This is a genomic window from Nocardiopsis sp. NPDC049922 (assembly GCF_040660275.1).
Classification (GTDB): Bacteria; Actinomycetota; Actinomycetes; order Streptosporangiales; family Streptosporangiaceae; genus Nocardiopsis.
In genome coordinates, this window is record NZ_JBFAME010000004.1 from 164,380 (window position 1) to 182,248 (window position 17,869).

Below are 17,869 nucleotides of genomic sequence, written 5' to 3' on the forward strand. Positions count from 1 at the left end.
GACGTGGCAGTGACATCTCACGCATACCTCGCCGCCGAACCCGCGGTGGCGGTCGCGGCCGACAGCACCGTGCTGTCCTACGCCTGGCTGCTGATCGCCCTCCCCCTGGCGGGCGCGGCGATCCTGCTGTTGGGCGGGCGGCGCACCAACGCCTGGGGGCACTGGCTGGCCGTGGCCCTGCCGGTGGCGTCCTGCGCCTGGGCGGTCCTCATCCTGTTCGACCTGCTGGGGCGGGCCGCCGACGCGCGGGCCGTCTCGGTGCCGGTGTACGAGTGGTTCGCCACGGGCGGCCTGTCGGCGCAGGTCAACCTGCTGATCGACCCCCTGTCGATCACCTTCGCCCTGCTCATCACCTTCGTCGGCTCGCTCATCCACGTCTACTCGGTCGGCTACATGGCCGAGGACCCCGACCGGCGGCGGTTCTTCGCCTACCTCAACCTGTTCGTGGCCGCCATGCTCGTGCTGGTGCTCGCGGACAACTTCGTGCTGCTCTTCCTCGGGTGGGAGGGCGTGGGCCTGGCGTCCTACCTGCTCATCGGGTTCTGGCAGTACAAGCCGAGCGCGGCCACCGCCGCCAAGAAGGCGTTCCTGATCAACCGGGTCGGCGACATCGGCCTGCTCGTGGCGATCATGATCATGTACACGACGCTGGGCGCGGTCGGCTTCAGCGACGTGTTCGCACAGGTGCCGGGGATCAGCGACGGCCTGCTGCTGGCGATCGGCCTCCTCCTGCTGCTGGGCGCGTGCGGCAAGTCCGCGCAGCTCCCGCTCCAGGCGTGGTTGCTCGACGCGATGGAGGGCCCCACCCCGGTGTCGGCCCTCATCCACGCGGCGACCATGGTCACCGCCGGTGTGTACCTGGTGGTGCGCGCCGGACCGATCTACGAGGGCGCGCCCGCCGCCCAGACCGCCGTCGCCGTGGTCGGCGCGGCGACGATGATCGCCGGCGGCGTCATCGCCTCGGCCAAGGACGACATCAAGAAGTCCCTGGCCGGGTCGACGATGAGCCAGATCGGGATGATGGTCCTGGCCGCCGGGCTCGGCCCGGTCGGCTACGTCGCCGCCATCGCCCACCTGGTCACGCACGGTTTCTTCAAGGCCGGGCTGTTCCTGGGCGCCGGGTCGGTCATGCACGCCATGAACGACGAGGTGGACATGCGCCGGTACGGCGGGCTGCGGACGGTCATGCCGATCACCTTCGCCACCTTCGGCCTCGGCTACCTCGCCATCATCGGCGTCCCGTTCCTGTCCGGCTGGTGGACGAAGGAGAGCATCATCTCCGCGGCCTTCGACATCGGCGGCACGCAGGGCACGGTGCTCGGCGTCGCGGTCATCGTCGGCGCCGGACTGACCGCCTTCTACATGTCGCGGATGGTCTTCATGACCTTCCTCGGCCAGAAGCGGTGGGACGACGGCGCGCACCCGCACGAGTCCCCGGGCGTGATGACCGCGCCGATGGTCGTGCTGGCGATCGGCTCGACCGCACTGGGCGCGTTCCTGATGTTCGGCGACCGGTTCGCGGCCTTCCTGGCCCCGGCCGTGGCCGCCGAACCGCACCACTTCAGCGTGGCCCACGCCCTCACCTCGCCCTACGGCCTGGCGGCCCTGGGCGTGCTCGTGCTCGGCGTGGCCGCGGCCTGGGCCGTGTACCTGCGCCGGCCGATCGCGCGGACCGCGCCCGCCGGGAACTTCGTGACCGTCGCGGCGAGCAGGGAGCTGTACGGCAACGAGATCAACGAGGAGCTGTTCATGAAGCCCGGACAGATCCTCACCAAGGCCATGGTCGTGGTCGAGGAGAAGGTCATCGACGCGGCGGTGGACGGGCTCGGCATGAGCGTGCGCGACTCCTCCCGGGAGCTGGGCCGGGCCCAGACCGGGTTCGCCCGCACGTACGCGCTCACCATGCTCTTCGGCGCCGTGATCGTCGCCGCGACGCTGGTTGTGAGGTTGTAGACAATGATCCCCTGGCTCACCATCGCGATCGCGCTCCCCGCGGTCGGCGCGGTCGTCCTCTGGGCGACCCCGCGCGGCTCGGCCGAGTCCGCGAAGCGGATCGCCCTGGGCTTCTCCCTGGGCACGCTGCTCGTCATCGCGGCGATGGCGCTGCGCTTCGACGTCTCCGCCGCGGGGCGGCTCCAGTTCGAGGAGGTCCACCCCTGGATCCCCTACTTCGGGGTCCACTACGCGGTCGGCGTCGACGGCGTCGCGCTGGCGCTCATCCTGATGTCGGCGGTGCTCGTGCCGCTGGTCGTCCTGGCCGCGTGGAACGAACACGACGACCGCGAGGACGGCGGGCGCGGGTACCTGGCCCTCGTCCTGGTGCTGGAGGCGATGATGGTCGGCGTCTTCGCCGCCACCGACGTCTTCCTGTTCTACGTGTTCTTCGAGGCGATGCTCATCCCGGTCTACTTCATGATCGGGCGGTACGGGCGCGGCGACGAGCGGTCGCGCGCGGCCGTGAAGTTCCTGCTGTACAGCCTCGCGGGCGGCCTGGTCATGCTGGTCGCGGTGATCGGCGTGTACGTGTACGGCGGCACCTTCCTGTGGACCGACCTGGTCGCGGACGGCGGTCCGCTGCGGGCGGTCTCGCCCGACGTCGCGCGGTGGCTGTTCCTCGGCTTCTTCATCGCTTTCGCGATCAAGGCGCCGATGTGGCCCGTGCACACCTGGCTGCCGTCGGCGGCCGGGGCGTCGCGGCCCGGCACGGCGGTCCTGCTGGTCGGCGTGCTGGACAAGGTCGGCACCTACGGGATGCTCCGGTACTGCATGGAGCTGTTCCCCGGGGCGATCTCCTGGTTCGTGTGGCCGGTGGTCGGACTGAGCCTGGTGAGCATCGTCTACGGGGCGATCCTCGCCGTCGGCCAGACCGACATGATGCGGCTGGTCGCCTACACGTCCGTGTCCCACTTCGGCTTCATCACCCTGGGCATCTTCGCCCTGACCCAGGAGGGGCAGGCGGGGGCGACCCTCTACATGGTCAACCACGGGTTCGCGACGGGGGCGCTGTTCCTCATCGTGGGCTTCCTCATCGCCCGCCGGGGCTCGGCGCTCATCGCCGACTACGGCGGCGTGCAGAAGATCGCCCCGAAGCTCGCCGGGACCTTTCTGGTCGTAGGCCTGGCCGGGCTCGCGCTGCCCGGGCTCGCCCCGTTCGTCAGCGAGTTCCTGGTGTTCGTCGGGGTGTACGAGTTCAGCGCGGTCCCGGCGGTCCTGGCCACGGCCGGCGTCGTCCTGGCCGCCCTCTACATCCTGTGGATGTACCAGCGCACCATGACCGGCCCGGTCCCGGAGAAGCTGTCCGGGCTGCGCGACCTGTCCGGCCGCGAGGCCTGGGCGGTCAGCCCGCTGGTCGCCCTGATCATCGCGTTCGGCGTCTACCCGCAGCCGCTGCTGGACGTGATCAACCCCGCCGTCGAACGCACCGTCGCCGAGGAGACCTCCGAGGCCGGAGCGGTCGCCGACGGCGGCGCACAGGAAGGAGACGAGGAGTGATCCCCCTCATCCCCGCCGAGGCGGTGGAGCCGACGCTCCCCGGACTCACCGAGGCGGCACCCGAGCTGGACTGGTGGCTGTTCGCGCCGCTGCTCACCGTGTTCGCGGCGGGCGTGCTCGCCACCCTGTTCGAGGCGTTCGTGCCCAGCGCGCGGCGGCGGGGGCTCCAGCTCGGACTGGCCGTCGTCGCCCTGCTCGCCACGTTCGTCATGCTGCTCGTCCAGATGGGCACCGTGCCCGAGGACGGCGCGCTGCTGGCCGCCGGGGTACTGGCCGTGGATCGCACGGTCCTGTTCTTCCAGGGGACGATCACGGTCCTGGCGCTGGTCAGCCTCATGCTGATCGCCGAGCGCCGCCACGGCCGCGACGCCTTCGCGGCGCAGGCGGCCACGGTGCCCGGCAGCGAGGAGGAGCGCGCCCACATCATGGCGGGCTCCCAGCACACCGAGGTCTACCCGCTGGTGCTGTTCGCGGTGCTGGGAATGCTCATGTTCCCGGCGTCCAACGACTTCCTCACCATGTTCATCGCCCTGGAGGTGATGAGCCTGCCGCTGTACCTGATGTGCGGGCTGGCCCGCCGTCGCCGCCTCTTCTCCCAGGAGGCCGCGGTCAAGTACTTCCTGCTGGGCGCGTTCGCGTCGGCGTTCTTCCTGTTCGGCATCGCGATGGTCTACGGCTACGCGGGCTCGGTGAACTTCGCCGACGTGCGCGTCGCGGTGGCGAACGGCGGCGCGGCGATCTTCGAGGGCGGCGACGGACAGCCGCTGCTGCTCATGGGGATCGGCCTGGTCGCGGTCGGCCTGCTGTTCAAGGTCGGCGCGGTGCCCTTCCACAACTGGAAGCCGGACGTCTACCAGGGCGCCCCGACGCCGATCACCGCGCTGATGGCCTCCTGCACGCTGGTCGCGGCGTTCGGCGCGCTGCTGCGTGTGTTCTTCGTCCCGTTCGGGGAGTCGGCGCAGCTGTGGGAGCCGATGCTGTGGACGGTGGCGATTCTCACGATGGTCGCCGCCGCGGTCATCGCGGTGACGCAGCGCGACATCAAGCGGCTGCTGGCCTACTCGTCGGTGGTGCACGCCGGGTTCGTGCTCACCGCGGTCGTCGCCAACAGCGTCGAGGGGCTCGCGGGCGCCATGTTCTACCTGGCGGCGTACGGGTTCACGACGCTGGGCGCGTTCGCCGTGGTGACGCTGGTGCGCACCCGCGACGGCGGTCAGGAACTCGGCGACCTCGACCGCTGGGCCGGGCTGGGCCGACGCTCCCCGGCACTGGCCGGGGCCCTGGGCCTGTTCCTGCTCGCCTTCGCCGGGATCCCGCTGACGAGCGGTTTCATCGGCAAGTTCGCCGTGTTCGAGGCGGCCCTGGCGGCGGGCGCCGCGCCGCTCGTCGTCGTCGGCGTCCTCAGCAGCGCCGTCACCGCGTTCTTCTACGTCCGGATCATCGTCGTGATGTTCTTCCGGGACCCGGAGGGCGAGGGACCGACGGTCGCCCCGGCGGGGGTGTTCACCGGCGGCGTCATCGCCCTGGGGGTGGCCGCCACGTTGCTGCTGGGTGTCCTCCCGGGGCCGCTGCTGGAGAACCTCCTGCCGGCCACGGAGCCGGGTTCGCAGCCCGCCTCGGTGACGGTGTACCAGGTCACGGCGGATATCGGAGGCGAGTGAGCGGGTACCCGGGTGTGGCTTTGGCTGTTCAATCCGGGTCGGATACCGTGGCAAGTCGGATCATGTTCATGTGCTGAGCGCGCGGGTGGTCCTCCTCCTCCGAGGACCGCCCGCGCGCCCTCTCGACAGGTGGAGCTTTACGGTGAGCGGTGCTGTCCCGAGCGGGTTTCTCGCTCTGCCGAGAGTCGACCCGACACTCGCCCGTGAGGTCCAGGCCGGCCTCGAGGAGGTCGAGAGCCTGCTCAGGTCGACGGTGGAGTCCAGCAACCCCATGCTGACGGAGGCCGCCTCCCACCTGATCTCCGCCGGGGGCAAGCGGTTCCGCGCCACGCTCGTGCTGCTCGCCGCGCACTTCGGCGACCCGACGGTTCCCGACCTCATCCCCGCCGCGGCCGTGGTGGAGCTGACCCACATGGCGACGCTGTACCACGACGACGTCATGGACGAGGCCGAGCTGCGGCGCGGCGAGGCCAGCGCCAACCAGCGCTGGGGCAACAACATCGCCATCCTCACCGGCGACTACGTGTTCGCCAAGGCCTCCGAGCTGCTCGCCGACCTCGGCTCCGAGGCGGTCCGGTTGCAGGCGGCCACGTTCGGCCGCCTCGTCCAGGGCCAGATCCTGGAGACCTCCGGCCCGCCGGAGGGCGCCGACCCGCTGGACCACTACCTCCAGGTGATCAGCGACAAGACCGCGTCGCTCATCGCGTCCTCGGCCGAGTTCGGCGGCATGTTCGGCAAGGTCGACCCGGAGGCCGTGGGCACCCTGACCCGCGCCAGCGACGCGCTGGGGATGGCCTTCCAGATCTCCGACGACCTGCTCGACGTCGCCAGCGAGACCGCCGACTCCGGCAAGACGCCCGGCACGGACCTGCGGGAGGGCGTGCTCACCCTGCCGATGTTCTACGCGCTGCGGTCGACCGCCCCGGAGGACGAGCGTCTGCGGTCGCTGCTGGGCCGCCCGCTCGGCGACGAGGAGGCCGAGGAGGCGCTGGCGCTGCTGCGTCGGCACCCGGCGATGGCCGAGGCCGAGGCGACCCTCGAAGGCTGGGCCGACCTGGCGCGCAAGGAGCTGGCCACGCTCCCCCAGGGCCCGGCGCGCGACGCCTTCGAGGCCCTGTGCGACTACGTGGTGCGGCGCTCCGGCTGATCCCGCGCGGCGCCGTGCCCACCCGCTGAACCCGGGCGCCGTCCGCTGAACGGCTCCGCTCCCCTCGTCGGCCGAACGCACACGTACGACGGCCCCGCCGCCCGAACCGGGCGGCGGGGCCGTCGTCGCGTCCGGGCGTGTCAGCTCACGGCGGGCAGGGCCTCGTGGCCGGGCAGGTCGGTGAAGGTCGGGTGGTGGATCATGCCGTCGTCGGCGGCCGGGGCCTGCGCGGGGTCGCCGCCCTCGATCGAGACCAGGTCGCTGGTGTCCAGCTCCTCCAGCGCCGAGGGGCCCTGGCCGAGCGTGGTGAACAGGTCGTCGACGGTCTGGGGGTCAGCGCCCTCGGCCACCCGGGGCAGCCCGCCCTCGGTCAGGTCGGGAAGCTGGGCGATCTCCGTCACCTGCGGCATCTGGGGCAGCGAGGCGATCTCGGTCACCTGGGGCATCTGGGGGAGCAGGCCGCCCCCGTCGCCGAGCCCGTCGGAGCCGGGGGCGGCCTGGGCGATGGTCATGGCCAGCGGGTCCGCCATGTTGCGCTGGCCGACCATCCCGAGGATCTCGCCCTCACCGAGGTCGACGTAGTTGTCGTCGGTGACCGGGTTGGACTCCACGAGGTCCTGGGCCTGCTTGGGGGTCTCCAGACCGAACACGTAGGCCATGTCCCACACGTTCGGGACGGCGGTGGCGGCCGAGCTCTGGTGCACGGTGCCGGTCGGGCCGCCCAGCTGCTCGCCCAGGTCCACGACGTCGCTGAGGGCGAGCGTGTTCTCGCCGGTCAGGTCGGTCAGTTCGGTGGGCTGGGGCAGGTCGGAGCCGTCGGTGAGGCTGGAGTCCACGTCCAGCGGCAGGCTCGCGCCGCTGGTCAGGTCGGCGGGCTGGGGAAGCTGGGAGGGGTTGACCATGCGGGCCAGCTCGGAGGTCGAGGGGACGTCCAGCTCGTCCTTGAGTTCGTGCGCGGCGTGGACGGTGTGCGGCAGCAGTGTGCCCGCCGACCTCTCGACCCGGCCGCCCGCGTCGCGCGCGGTGCCCTCGACCATGCCTCCGGTGTCCTCCAGGGAGTTCCCGGCGTCCTGGGCGGTGTCGGCCACGGAGTCCCCGGCGGCGTGGCCGACGGTGTGGTGCGGGTCCCCGTCCAGGCCTGTCGCGTCCTGCATCCCGGCGACGGTGTCGCCCACGGCGGGGAGGGGGCTGTCGAACTCGCCCACGGGGGTGACCAGGTGGCCGGACTCGGGCAGCGGCGCGGACAGGTCGGGGGCGGGCTTGGCCGGGTCGTGCGCGGTCCGCTGGAGCTCGGACAGCGTGGCGTCGGCGATCGGGACGGCGCCGTCGGGGGCCAGCCCCCGCATGGTCGGGGCGACGCCATCGACGATGGCCCACTCGACGATGGGGGCGATCTCCCGAGTGGGGGACTCCAGGGCGTCGGCGCCGGAGATGCCCGCGCCCAGGGCGACGAATCCGGCCGTCCCTGCGGCGAGGACGAGGGTCCGGGCTGAGGTCCGCTTGACCTGCGTCATGGTTAACCTTCCAAAGCTGCGTTGCGTGGATACGGGGCGGCCTGTCGCGCGACGGGGGCGCGGGGCCGGAGCCGGAGGAGCAGAGGACCACCGGCTGACATGAATCACGTGAGTGAGCCCACGGGACTCAGGTCAGCTCCCAGAACGTGGGTGGGCGGGAGGGCCCGGGCTGGGAACGGTCCGGGGCACGGCGGGCGTGCCGGAGGGGACCGTCCCTAGTCGGGGGAGACCGTGGGGTCGTCGGCGGGGTCGACGGGCACCGCGTGCAACCGGGTGTCGGTCGGCCGGACGGGCGCGGAGGCCGGGGCCGCCAGGGGGGTGGAGGTGAGGTATCCGGCGACGCCGGGCGCGGGGGAGGAGCCCCCGGCGGCGGTGGGCGTCGAGCCGGTGGTCAGGTGGCCGCCGAGGCGGTCGGCGTCGCGCTGGGCCGCGCGGGTGTCCTCGTCGGCGCGGCGGGGGGCCTCGGGAGCGGCGGTCTCGGCGGAGTGGGGCCGCGGGACGGAGCCGGTGGCGGTGGCGGGCGGGGTGCCGGTGTCCGACGCGGCGGTCGGCTGGGCCGCGCGCTCCTGGTCGGGCGTCGGGCCGGACTCCGCGCGCGGGGCGCGGGCGGAGCCCTCGTCGGTGACGACCGGCGGAGCCGGGAGGAGGTCGGCCGTGGGCGTGTCGAGCCGTGCGGGGCGGATCTCCTCGACGACGCGGCGGGCCCCGGCGCCGACCTCGCCGACCGCCTGGGCCGGTTCGGACAGGTCGACGCCCCGCTCGGCGGTGCGTTCGGCCCGCTCCTCCAGCCCCTGGTGGACGGTGCCGAGGGTGGAGGTGACCGGGTCGGTCACCCGGACGACCTCGGTGAGCGGCGCGGTGTCGGTCAGCGGACGGGTGTCCTGGAGACCGAGCCCGTCGGCGTGCGCCGGGGCGGCGCCGACCAGCCACAGCGTGGTGAGGAAGGCGCCGACGAGCAGCGGCAGGCCGAGCAGTGAGGGCGCCAGCGCGCACGCGGCCGAGGCGACGCGGGCTGCGCGTCCGGCTCGGCTGGTGGCGGGCATGGGCGGTCCCTCCGCGACGTCGTGCTGTGGTCGGGGTGGGTCGACCCCCACCCGCGACCTGACGTTAGCACAGAGTCACCGACAGTAGTTTCGGTTTGCCGGAACCGGGGAACCGGGGTCAGTCGACCGGAGCCGTGGCTCTGACCTTGCGTTCGCGGGAGGCGGAGACGCGGATCTGGTCGAACACGAACACCAGGACCGCGAGCCACACGAACCCGAACCCGAACCACCGGCTCGGCGGCATCTCCTCGCCCTGGACCAGCCAGCCGATGACGAAGATGATCGACGGCGCGATGTACTGGAGCATGCCGATGACGTTCATCGGCACGAGTCTGACGGCCACGCCGAACAGCAGCAGCGGCAGAGCGGTGACGAACCCGCCGCCGACCAGCAGGGCCGTGTGTCCGGGGGAGACGGAGAACATCGTGCCGCCCCCGGTCAGCTCCAGGTAGACGACGTAGCCGAGCGCGGGCGGGAACATGAGGACCGTCTCGACGGTGAGGCTCTGCATGCCGTCGAGGTCGACGTACTTCTTGACCGCGCCGTAGGCCGCGAACGCCGACGTCATGAGGAGGGCCAGCCAGGGGGTGGAGCCGTAGGCGACGGTCATGACCCCGACCGCAGCGACGCCCAGGCCGACCGCGACCCACTGAGTGGGGCGCAGGCGTTCGGAGAAGACGAGCACGCCGAGGCAGACCGCCATCATCGGGTTGACGAAGTAGGCGAGCGACGCCTGGAGGGTCTCCTCGACGGAGACGGCGTAGATGAACCCCCACCAGTTGAGCCCGATGAGGACGGCCCCCGCGGCGACCGGGAGGAAGCGGCGCGGGCTGCGCAGGACCGGGAGCAGCCAGGCCCAGCCGCGCCGGGCGAGCAGGAGGAAGACGCACATCGCGAGGAGGGACCACACCATGCGGTGGGCGAGGACCTCGCTGGGTTCGGAGGCGGAGAGGAGGGGCCAGTAGAGGGCCGCGAAGCCCCAGAAGACGAAGGCGCTCGCGCCGATCGCGACGCCGCGGTTGGATTCGGGCACAAACAACATCGTAGGACGAACCCACCTGGGTGTCTCCGGGATATCGGACACCTGTGGACAACCCGTGCGCACCCGCTCCGCCGTGACTACCCTGGACGCATGTTCGGTTCGAAGACGACCATGGTCGACCCGGCGCGCGCCCTGCCCGGCAGGGACACCCCGATGCCGGTGCCCGCGCGGCACACCGTCCTGGGCACACCGCTCACCCCGCCCTACCCGGAGGGCCACGAGATCGCCGACGTGGCCATGGGCTGCTTCTGGGGCGCCGAGCGGACGTTCTGGCGGCTGGGCGCGGAGCGCGGGATCCTCACCACCGCCGTGGGCTACGCGGGCGGGTACACGCCCAACCCCACCTACGAGGAGGTGTGCTCGGGGCGGACCGGCCACACCGAGGTGGTGCGCGTGGTCTTCGACCCCGCCCGCATCTCCTACACCGAGGTCCTCAAGGTGTTCTGGGAGGGCCACGACCCCACCCAGGGGATGCGCCAGGGCAACGACGTGGGCACGCAGTACCGGTCGGCGGTCCTCTACCACGACGACGCCCAGCGGGCCGCGGCCGAGGCCACGCGGGACGCCTTCCAGCCGGTCCTGACCCGAGCGGGCTACGGGCCGATCACCACCGAGATCGCGCCGCTGCGGGCGTTCTACTTCGCCGAGGACTACCACCAGCAGTACCTGTCGGACGCCAAGAACCCGAACGGCTACTGCGGGATCGGCGGAACCGGCGCCAGCTGCCCGATCGGCGTGGTGACCTCGGACGATGCTCCCTCTGGACCTTCGGTCGAGTAGTACGCCCGCGCACGGGGAACGGCCGGATGATCGCCCCGCCGCCTCGCACGGAGGGTTCGGGGCCGCGGATGCCGCAGGACGGTGTCGCGGGGGTGACCGGGGCGATCGACGGGACCTCTACCGGGCGGTGAGGGCGGCCGCGAACAGGACGGCGGCCGAGACCAGCAGCGCTCCCGGCGCCCCGACCGACCCGGCCACGCCCGCGGCGGCCGCGGGGATGGCGACCTGGCCGAGCCGGTTGCCCCAGATGCGCAGGGCCAGCGCGGATCCGCGCGCTCCCTCCGGAGCCGCCGTGGCGACCTCCGCCATGGTCAGCGGCTGCCCCAGACCGAGCAGGAAGCCTCCGGCCGCCAGCACCGCCCCGAGCGTCAGCGGTCCGCCGCCCGGCACGGCCACCAGCGCCAGTGACAGTCCGGCCACCGCCGTGCTCGCGACGATCAGGCTCCGGCGCGACCAGCGCGCCAGCAGCCAGGGCAGGCACAGTCGCGAGACCAGGGAGGTCGCGGCACGCACGCTCAGCAGGACGCCCACGTACATGGGGGAGATGCCCCGGCTCTCGGCGATCAGCGGCAGGTAGGCGGTGAGGATGTCCACCGCGGAGAGCAGGGACAGACTCGCCAGGAGCGCCGCGGTCATCCGGCGTCCGCGCAGGATCTCCCGCGCCCCGACGGTCCTGGCGGAGCCCTGCCCGGCCTGGGTCGGCGACCGCAGGGTCACGAGCGGGAGGATCCCCACGGTTCCCAAGACCGCCATGGCGCACGCGACCCACAGCGCCGTCGAGGTCGCCGGGAGCAGGTCCGGCCCGGAGGCGTCGGCGAGGATCGCTCCGGAGATCAGCGGACCCGCGAGCTGGCCGAGGGAGGCGGCGGCGGTGTACCACCCGAAGTCGCGGTCCAGGTGCTCCGGCGGCGAGAACCGGGCGATCAGTCCCTGCCCGGCGATCATGCACAGCAGGTGGCCCGCACCGACCACGGTGCTGGCGAGGGCGAGGGAGACCAGCCCGGTCGCGGAGGCCAGGAACACACTGCCCGCGGCGAGGACCGCCGAGCCCAGCCCCACGATCCAGGCCGTCCGCCGCGCGCGGTCGGTCGCCCGGCCCAGCGGGACGGCCATGAGGAGCGGGAGCAGGGCGTAGGCCGCGGTGACCAACCCGACCGCGACGGCGTCCCCGCCCACGGCGATGGTCCGGTAGGAGATCAGGGGACGGGCCACGTTGAGGGCGGTGTGCGCGAAGACCACGCTCACCAGGAGGGGCCACAGCCAACGTCGTTCCGGCGACCCCGCTTCCACCATGGCGCTCTCCTCCCGCCGGTCACCGCCGACCTCGACAGGGGATCATCCCATGTCGCCGCCGTGCGCCATCGGGGCACCCCGTTGCCGTCGGCGGGTAAAGGCTCGGCAACCGCGGCGGGAGGTACGGGGCCGGAGCGGGGGCGCGGACTAGGTTGGGCGCATGATCACCAGGATGCATTCGACCACCGTCCTCGTCGGCGACCAGGAGGAGGCGCTGCGCTTCTACGTCGGTCTGCTCGGCTGGGAGAAGCGGGAGGACAACACCATGGGTCCGATGCGGTGGCTGACCGTGGCGCCGCGCGGGGCGGAGACCGCCCTGGTGTTGGGGCAGCCGGAGGTGTACGAGCAGGAGGCGCCCGAGGCGGCCGCGCCCCGGCTCTGCGGCATCTCCCTCCTCACCGACGACATCGACGCCGAGTACGAGGCGCTGACGGCCAAGGGCGTGAACTTCAAGCAGCCGCCCGAGGACATGCCGTGGGGGGACCGGGCGACCTGGTTCACCGACCCCTTCGGCAACGAGTACTTCCTCGTCCAGCGGGCCGAATCCTAGGAACCACGCGCCGACCACCACGGCGACGGTTCCTCGACCCGCCCGTCCGCTCCCGGTGCGCCCGCATCGGGAACGCGGCGGCGGGATCCGACCCGTCCTTCGACGCGGGTGGGCGCGCTCGTGTCCGCGTGGACCGCCTGGGGGTTCTTCGCCCCATGGGGTCGTCTCCCGTGTGTCGGGAGAGCCGTGCTTGTCAAATACCCCTAGGGGGTATACGGTCAGCGGCATGAACCCGACATCCCCTCAGCACGACGCACACGCTGACCAGGGCCAGCACAGGAACCACGGTGACCACGTCGGCCAGTTCCGCCGCCTGTTCTGGATCATGCTGGTCCTGGCGGTGCCCACGGTCGGGCTGAGCGGCATGTTCGCGGACCTGATCGGCTACACCCTCCCCGACGTGCCCGGTCTCGCGTGGGTCTCCCCGGTCCTGGGCACCGTGATGTACCTCTGGGGCGGGTGGCCCTTCCTGTCCGGGGCGGTCGGCGAGCTCAGGGAGCGCAGCCCCGGCATGATGCTGCTGATCGCCCTGGCGATCACCGTGGCCTTCCTCGCCTCGTGGGGCGCCCGGTTGGGGCTGGTCGCCCACCACCTGGACTTCTGGTGGGAGCTCGCCCTGCTGGTGGTCATCATGCTGCTCGGCCACTGGATCGAGATGCGCTCCCTGGCCCGGACGTCGTCGGCCCTGGAGTCGCTGGCCGCGCTGCTGCCCGACGAGGCGGAGCGGATCGACGGGGACACGGTGGTCACCGTCGCCCCCTCCGAGCTGGCCGTCGGAGACCTGGTCGTGGTCCGCCCCGGCGGTCGCGTCCCCGCGGACGGCGAGGTCGCCGAGGGCACCGCGGACATGGACGAGTCGATGATCACCGGCGAGTCGCGCCCCGTCAGCCGCGGTCCGGGCGACCGGGTGGTGGCCGGGACCGTCTCCACCGACACCGCGCTGCGCGTGCGCGTCACGGCGGTCGGCGACGACACCGCCCTGGCGGGCATCCAGCGGCTGGTCAGCGACGCGCAGAGTTCGTCCTCACGCGCCCAGCGCCTCGCCGACCGCGCCGCCGCCTGGCTGTTCTGGTTCGCCCTGGTCTCCGGCGCCCTCACCCTGACCGTGTGGTCGCTGCTCGGCATGCTCGACAACGCCTTGGAACGGACCATCACGGTCCTGGTCATCGCCTGCCCGCACGCGCTGGGGCTGGCGATCCCGCTGGTGGTCTCCATCGCCACCGAACGCGCCGCGCGCGGCGGCGTCCTGGTCAAGGACCGCATGGCCCTGGAGAGCATGCGCACCGCCGACACCGTCCTGTTCGACAAGACCGGCACCCTGACCAGGGGCGAACCGGCGGTGACACGCGTGGTCCCCGCCGAGGGGCGCGGTGAGGACGAGGTGCTGGCCCTGGCCGCCGCCGCGGAGACCGACAGCGAACACCCGCTCGCCCGGGCCATCGTGGCCGCGGCACGCGACCGCGGCCTCGACGTCCCCGAGGCCGCCGACTTCCGGGCGTCCACGGCGGTCGGCGTCACCGCGACGGTCGCGGGCGCGCGGATCGGCGTCGGAGGGCCCGGGATGCTGCGCTCCCACGACGCCGACGAACTGCCGGCCACCGAGCCCTGGAAGGACGAGGGCGCGATCGTCCTGCACGTGCTCTCCGACGGCGCGGTCATCGGCGCGATCGCGCTGGCGGACGAGGTCCGCGAGGAGTCGCGCCAGGCCGTCAGCGCGCTGCACGCCCTCGGAATGGAGGTCGTCATGGTCACGGGCGACGCCGAGGCGGTCGCCCGGTCCGTCGCGGACGAGCTGGGCATCGACCGGGTCTTCGCCCAGGTGCGCCCCGAGGACAAGGGATCCCGGGTCGCCGACCTTCAGGAACGGGGCCGCAGGGTGGTCATGGTCGGGGACGGCGTCAACGACGCCCCGGCCCTGGCGCGGGCCGACGTGGGGCTGGCGATCGGCGCGGGCACCGACGTGGCCATCGCCTCGGCCGGGGTGATCCTGGCCAGTGACGACCCCCGGTCGGTGCTGTCGGTCGTCGAGCTGTCCCGCGCGGGCTATCGGAAGATGAAGCAGAACCTGTGGTGGGCGGCGGGCTACAACCTGGTCGCGGTGCCGCTGGCGGCCGGGGTGCTGGCGCCCGTGGGGTTCGTGATGCCCATGGCGGTGGGCGCGGTGCTGATGTCGCTGTCCACCGTGGTCGTGGCCCTCAACGCCCAGCTGCTGCGCCGCCTGGACCTGCGCCCCGAGGCCAGCACGGCGGCGGTGCTCGACGGTCAGGACTTGGCCGTCCGCTGACCTGGAGGAGGCGGCGCGCCGGGCAGGTTCTCAGGAAAGGGCCCGTGTGATGAGCGGAGGGGCCCGGTGCCGGGCCCCTCCGCCGTCGGAGGAGGGGAGGCCGGGATGACCGGTGAAGGTCCCTACGAGCGGCGGAGTGTGCTCGCGCGAATTCCCGTCCGGGTCTGGGTGGGACTCGTCATCCTGATCGGCGTCATCGTCTTCGTGGTCCAGAACCGGCAGTCGACGGAGATCCACATGCTGCTCGTCTCGGTGGTGGCGCCCCTGTGGGTGACCCTCACGGGCGCCGTCGTGGCCGGACTGCTCGTGGGACTGCTCCTGGTGCCGTCGATCCGCAGGCGGCGGCACAGGTGAGGTGCGCCGGACGGCTCCGAGGATCAGCAGGGCGGAGTGTTCCCTCAGGGATTCTCCCGCCTCGTGTCGGGGAGGGGTGACGCCGATCGGCGGCGCGTGGTGGAACGAGCGTCGGGGGAGCTCCGAGGGGTGGAGCCACCGGCCGTCGCGATCAGGGCGGCGAACCCCGCCAGCGCGGCGAGCACGGCGAACGCCGCCGGATAGCCGCCCAGGGGCACGGCCAGTGCCGCACCCGCCCACGGGGCCAGGGCGGCGCTCAGCATGATCGGGGTCTGCATCACGCCGTTCAGCGCGGCGTAGTTCGTCGTGCCCCATCGGTCGGAGACGGCCGTGGCCTTGAGCAGGGTGAGCACCCCACGTGCCGTCCCCGCGAGCAACGCGAGCAGCAGCACGAGAGCCGACGGTCCGGGAACCAGGGCCAACAGGAGTGTGGTCAGCGCACAGGCGCCCAGGACCGCGACCGACCGCTCGACGTGGCGGCTCCGCCGTTCCAGCGGGCCGTAGACCAGTCGGCCCAGGACCTGCCCCACGCCGCCCAGTCCGAGTGCCCACGCCGCGGTGGTGGCGGTCAGGCCATGGGACTGGAGGAGGGCGACGAGGTTGACCACCACCGCTTGGACGGTGAGGGTTCCCAGCCCCAGGGAAGCGGTCAGCGACCAGAACGCCCTGCTGCGGACGACCTGGGCCACGACCTCATCCGACGCGGCGTGTTCCGACTCGGAGGCGGTCCGCCAGGGCCGGGGCAGTGCGAAGGTGTGCAGGGGCACGACGGTCACGGTCATCACCGCGGCCAGGACCAGGTAGGCGCCGCGCCAGCCGAACATCACCTCCAACGAGGCCGTGAGTGGAGCGAAGACGGTGCTGGCCAACGCCGCGACCAGTGTCAACACGGTCAGCGCCCGAACCCGGCCGGCTCCGTACCAGGACGTGAGGGCCGCGAACGCGGGCGGGTAGAAGAGTCCCGCCATCGCGAATCCGGCGACCAGCCAGGCCGCGCCGAAGACCGCCGGGCCGGGGGCCGCCGCGATGGCCACCAGCGCGGGTGGTGCCAGCAGTGCCGCCATCGTCATCACCGGGCGCGGGCCGTGCCGTTGGAGTCGGCGCCCCACCGCGATCCCGGCCAATCCGGCCACCACCTGCGATCCGGAGAAGAACGCCGTGATCACCGTGATGGACCAGCCGGTGTCGGCGGCGATGGCCGTGGACAGCACGGGGAAGGCGTAGAAGAGTGCCCCGTAGCTGATGGTGACGGTGGCGCAGAGGACCAGGAGGCCCCGGCGCGCCTGCGCGATGGTGACCGCACCGGTCGGCGCGCCGGGACCCGCCTGGTCTGACGAACTCACCGGGCGGATACCGGGTCGCGGGGGGCGGGCGCCCCGCAGCAGCCTCCGGCCTCGGTGGACTCGGCCTCGTCGAACAGCCCCGACCCACCGCACACACCGGTCTCGGGCAGGGTCAGCTCCACCCGCTCGGCCGAGGCGTGGTCCCCGGCGATCCGCGCGGCGATGCTGCGGACCTGCTCGTACCCGGTCAGGGTGAGGAAGGTGGGGGCGCGTCCGTAGGACTTCATCCCGGCCAGGTAGAAGCCCTCCTCGGGATGGGAGAGTTCGCGCACGCCGTGCGGGTAGACGGTGCCACAGGAGTGGACGTTGGGGTCGATCAGCGGCGCCAGCTCCACGGGGGCCTGGAGTGTCGGATCCAGCGAGAGGCGGATCTCGGAGAGGGGGTTCAGGTCGGGGCGGAATCCGGTGAGGGCGACGACCTCGTCCACCGGCTCCAGCGTGCGGCCGTCCTCGGCGGTGAGGACCAGCCGACCGGTCTCCTCACGGACCTCGGTGGTGCGGAATCCGGCCACCACGCGGATGTGTCCGGACTCGACGGCCTTCCTCGCCCGTTCGCCCAGTGCGCCCCGCGCGGGGAGCTGGTCCGCCTCGCCTCCGCCGAAGGCGTTTCCCACCGTGCCGCGCCGCAGCACCCACACCGCTCGGGTCTCGGGAACCTCCTCCGCGAGGGCGGCCAGTGCGACCAGCGCGGTCAGGGCCGAGTGCCCCCGCCCCGCGACGGCCGTGGTGCGGCCCGAGTACCGGGCCCGGACGGCGGGGTTGGCCAGGTCGGGGATGCGATGGGAGATCCGATGGGCGAGTGTCTCCTCGCCCGACGCGGGCAGGCCGTCGGCGCCCAGCGGGTTCGGAGAGCCCCATGTTCCGGAGGCGTCGACGACGGCGCGGGCCAGAAGTCGCTCCTCACCACCGGCCGTGCGCACGCGCACCGTGAACGGCAGCCCCTCCCGGTCGGCGTCGACCACGCGGTCGCGACCCAGGCGGCTGACTCCGATGACCTCTGCGTTCAGACGCACGCGGTCCCCCAGGGCGTCGGCGAGGGGGCGCAGGTAGCCCTCGACCCAGTCGCCTCCGGTGGGATAGGCGTCGTCGTCGGGGCGCCGCCAGCCGGTGGTGGCGAGCAACGTCGCGGCGGCCGGGGAGATCAGGTCGCGCCAGTTCGAGAACAACCGCACGTGGCCCCACTCCGCGACCGCCGCTCCCGGGGCATCGCCTCGCTCCAGGACCAGCACGGGCAGATCACGCGCGACCAGTTCGGCTGCCGCGGCCAAGCCCACCGGCCCCGCGCCGATCACCACGACGGGGTGCTTCTCGACCATGACACTCTCCTTTTCATCGACTGGTGTCTATGGAGAGACTGTATAGATTT

The 17,869-nt window shown here is 72.6% G+C and carries 14 protein-coding genes; 8 read left to right on the forward strand and 6 right to left on the reverse strand.

Translation table 11 applies throughout. The annotated features are described in order from the left end of the window. The first annotated feature begins 9 nt into the window (after positions 1-9). The 4 genes from nuoL to AB0I72_RS09710 all read left to right on the forward strand — a co-directional run bounded on the left by nuoL (position 10) and on the right by AB0I72_RS09710 (position 6,300). The gene (gene nuoL, locus AB0I72_RS09695; RefSeq protein WP_358564932.1) at positions 10-1,953 is read left to right on the forward strand and encodes an NADH-quinone oxidoreductase subunit L; all 1,944 of its coding nucleotides are present in this window, start codon (positions 10-12) and stop codon (positions 1,951-1,953) included. Between the two features lie 3 nt (positions 1,954-1,956). After that, on the forward strand, positions 1,957-3,492 hold the full coding sequence (locus tag AB0I72_RS09700; protein ID WP_358564935.1) for an NADH-quinone oxidoreductase subunit M: 1,536 nt from the start codon (positions 1,957-1,959) through the stop codon (positions 3,490-3,492). Then, on the forward strand, positions 3,489-5,153 hold the full coding sequence (gene nuoN, locus AB0I72_RS09705; RefSeq protein WP_358564938.1) for an NADH-quinone oxidoreductase subunit NuoN: 1,665 nt from the start codon (positions 3,489-3,491) through the stop codon (positions 5,151-5,153). Before AB0I72_RS09700 ends, nuoN begins: the two co-directional genes overlap by 4 nt. A 142-nt stretch (positions 5,154-5,295) precedes the next feature. Beyond that, positions 5,296-6,300 (forward strand): polyprenyl synthetase family protein, encoded by a 1,005-nt coding sequence (locus AB0I72_RS09710; RefSeq protein ID WP_358564940.1) that lies wholly within the window; start codon positions 5,296-5,298, stop codon positions 6,298-6,300. Positions 6,301-6,440: 140 nt separating this feature from the next. On the opposite strand, the gene AB0I72_RS09715 is transcribed toward AB0I72_RS09710, so the two are convergent. The 3 genes from AB0I72_RS09715 to rarD form a co-directional block, all read right to left on the reverse strand. Beyond that, positions 6,441-7,814, reverse strand: coding sequence for a hypothetical protein (locus AB0I72_RS09715; RefSeq protein ID WP_358564943.1), 1,374 nt, complete (start codon positions 7,812-7,814; stop codon positions 6,441-6,443). 215 nt (positions 7,815-8,029) lie between these two features. Further along, complete coding sequence (locus AB0I72_RS09720) at positions 8,030-8,857, reverse strand: hypothetical protein (protein ID WP_358564946.1); 828 nt, start codon at positions 8,855-8,857, stop codon at positions 8,030-8,032. Positions 8,858-8,975: 118 nt separating this feature from the next. Beyond that, positions 8,976-9,890, reverse strand: a complete 915-nt coding sequence (gene rarD, locus AB0I72_RS09725; RefSeq protein WP_358564949.1) for an EamA family transporter RarD — start codon at positions 9,888-9,890, stop codon at positions 8,976-8,978. Between the two features lie 99 nt (positions 9,891-9,989). Between rarD and msrA the strand changes: the two genes are divergently transcribed. Beyond that, positions 9,990-10,679: a peptide-methionine (S)-S-oxide reductase MsrA gene (gene msrA / locus AB0I72_RS09730; protein WP_358564952.1), complete on the forward strand. Its 690-nt coding sequence runs from the start codon at positions 9,990-9,992 to the stop codon at positions 10,677-10,679. Positions 10,680-10,796: 117 nt separating this feature from the next. Here the strand turns inward: msrA and AB0I72_RS09735 are convergent, their stop codons facing one another. Further along, positions 10,797-11,972 (reverse strand): MFS transporter, encoded by a 1,176-nt coding sequence (locus tag AB0I72_RS09735; RefSeq protein WP_358564955.1) that lies wholly within the window; start codon positions 11,970-11,972, stop codon positions 10,797-10,799. Between the two features lie 160 nt (positions 11,973-12,132). Here AB0I72_RS09735 and AB0I72_RS09740 point away from each other — a divergent pair, with 160 nt between their 5' ends. From AB0I72_RS09740 to AB0I72_RS09750, 3 genes are all read left to right on the forward strand, one after another. Then, complete coding sequence (locus tag AB0I72_RS09740; protein ID WP_358564958.1) at positions 12,133-12,522, forward strand: VOC family protein; 390 nt, start codon at positions 12,133-12,135, stop codon at positions 12,520-12,522. A gap of 226 nt (positions 12,523-12,748) precedes the next feature. Beyond that, entirely contained in the window at positions 12,749-14,806 is a 2,058-nt protein-coding gene (locus AB0I72_RS09745; protein ID WP_358564961.1) for a heavy metal translocating P-type ATPase, read from the forward strand. Positions 14,807-14,911: 105 nt separating this feature from the next. Beyond that, the gene (locus AB0I72_RS09750) at positions 14,912-15,160 is read left to right on the forward strand and encodes a DUF1049 domain-containing protein (protein WP_358564964.1); all 249 of its coding nucleotides are present in this window, start codon (positions 14,912-14,914) and stop codon (positions 15,158-15,160) included. Between the two features lie 44 nt (positions 15,161-15,204). Here AB0I72_RS09750 and AB0I72_RS09755 read toward each other — a convergent pair whose 3' ends face one another. Beyond that, positions 15,205-16,503 carry an MFS transporter gene (locus tag AB0I72_RS09755; protein WP_358564967.1) on the reverse strand — a complete coding sequence of 433 codons (1,299 nt, stop codon included), beginning with the start codon at positions 16,501-16,503 and terminating at the stop codon, positions 15,205-15,207. Continuing rightward, positions 16,500-17,819: an FAD-dependent oxidoreductase gene (locus AB0I72_RS09760; protein WP_358564970.1), complete on the reverse strand. Its 1,320-nt coding sequence runs from the start codon at positions 17,817-17,819 to the stop codon at positions 16,500-16,502. The genes AB0I72_RS09755 and AB0I72_RS09760 overlap by 4 nt, the downstream gene beginning before the upstream one ends. Positions 17,820-17,869 lie beyond the last annotated feature (50 nt).

Coding starts and splice junctions, on each gene's coding strand:
- AB0I72_RS09745 (WP_358564961.1), top strand. CDS start 12,749: ATGAACCCGACATCCCCTCAGCACGACGCACACGCTGACCAGGGCCAG.
- AB0I72_RS09720 (WP_358564946.1), bottom strand. CDS start 8,857: ATGCCCGCCACCAGCCGAGCCGGACGCGCAGCCCGCGTCGCCTCGGCC.
- AB0I72_RS09750 (WP_358564964.1), top strand. CDS start 14,912: ATGACCGGTGAAGGTCCCTACGAGCGGCGGAGTGTGCTCGCGCGAATT.
- AB0I72_RS09740 (WP_358564958.1), top strand. CDS start 12,133: ATGATCACCAGGATGCATTCGACCACCGTCCTCGTCGGCGACCAGGAG.
- msrA (WP_358564952.1), top strand. CDS start 9,990: ATGTTCGGTTCGAAGACGACCATGGTCGACCCGGCGCGCGCCCTGCCC.
- AB0I72_RS09700 (WP_358564935.1), top strand. CDS start 1,957: ATGATCCCCTGGCTCACCATCGCGATCGCGCTCCCCGCGGTCGGCGCG.
- AB0I72_RS09735 (WP_358564955.1), bottom strand. CDS start 11,972: ATGGTGGAAGCGGGGTCGCCGGAACGACGTTGGCTGTGGCCCCTCCTG.
- AB0I72_RS09715 (WP_358564943.1), bottom strand. CDS start 7,814: ATGACGCAGGTCAAGCGGACCTCAGCCCGGACCCTCGTCCTCGCCGCA.
- AB0I72_RS09760 (WP_358564970.1), bottom strand. CDS start 17,819: ATGGTCGAGAAGCACCCCGTCGTGGTGATCGGCGCGGGGCCGGTGGGC.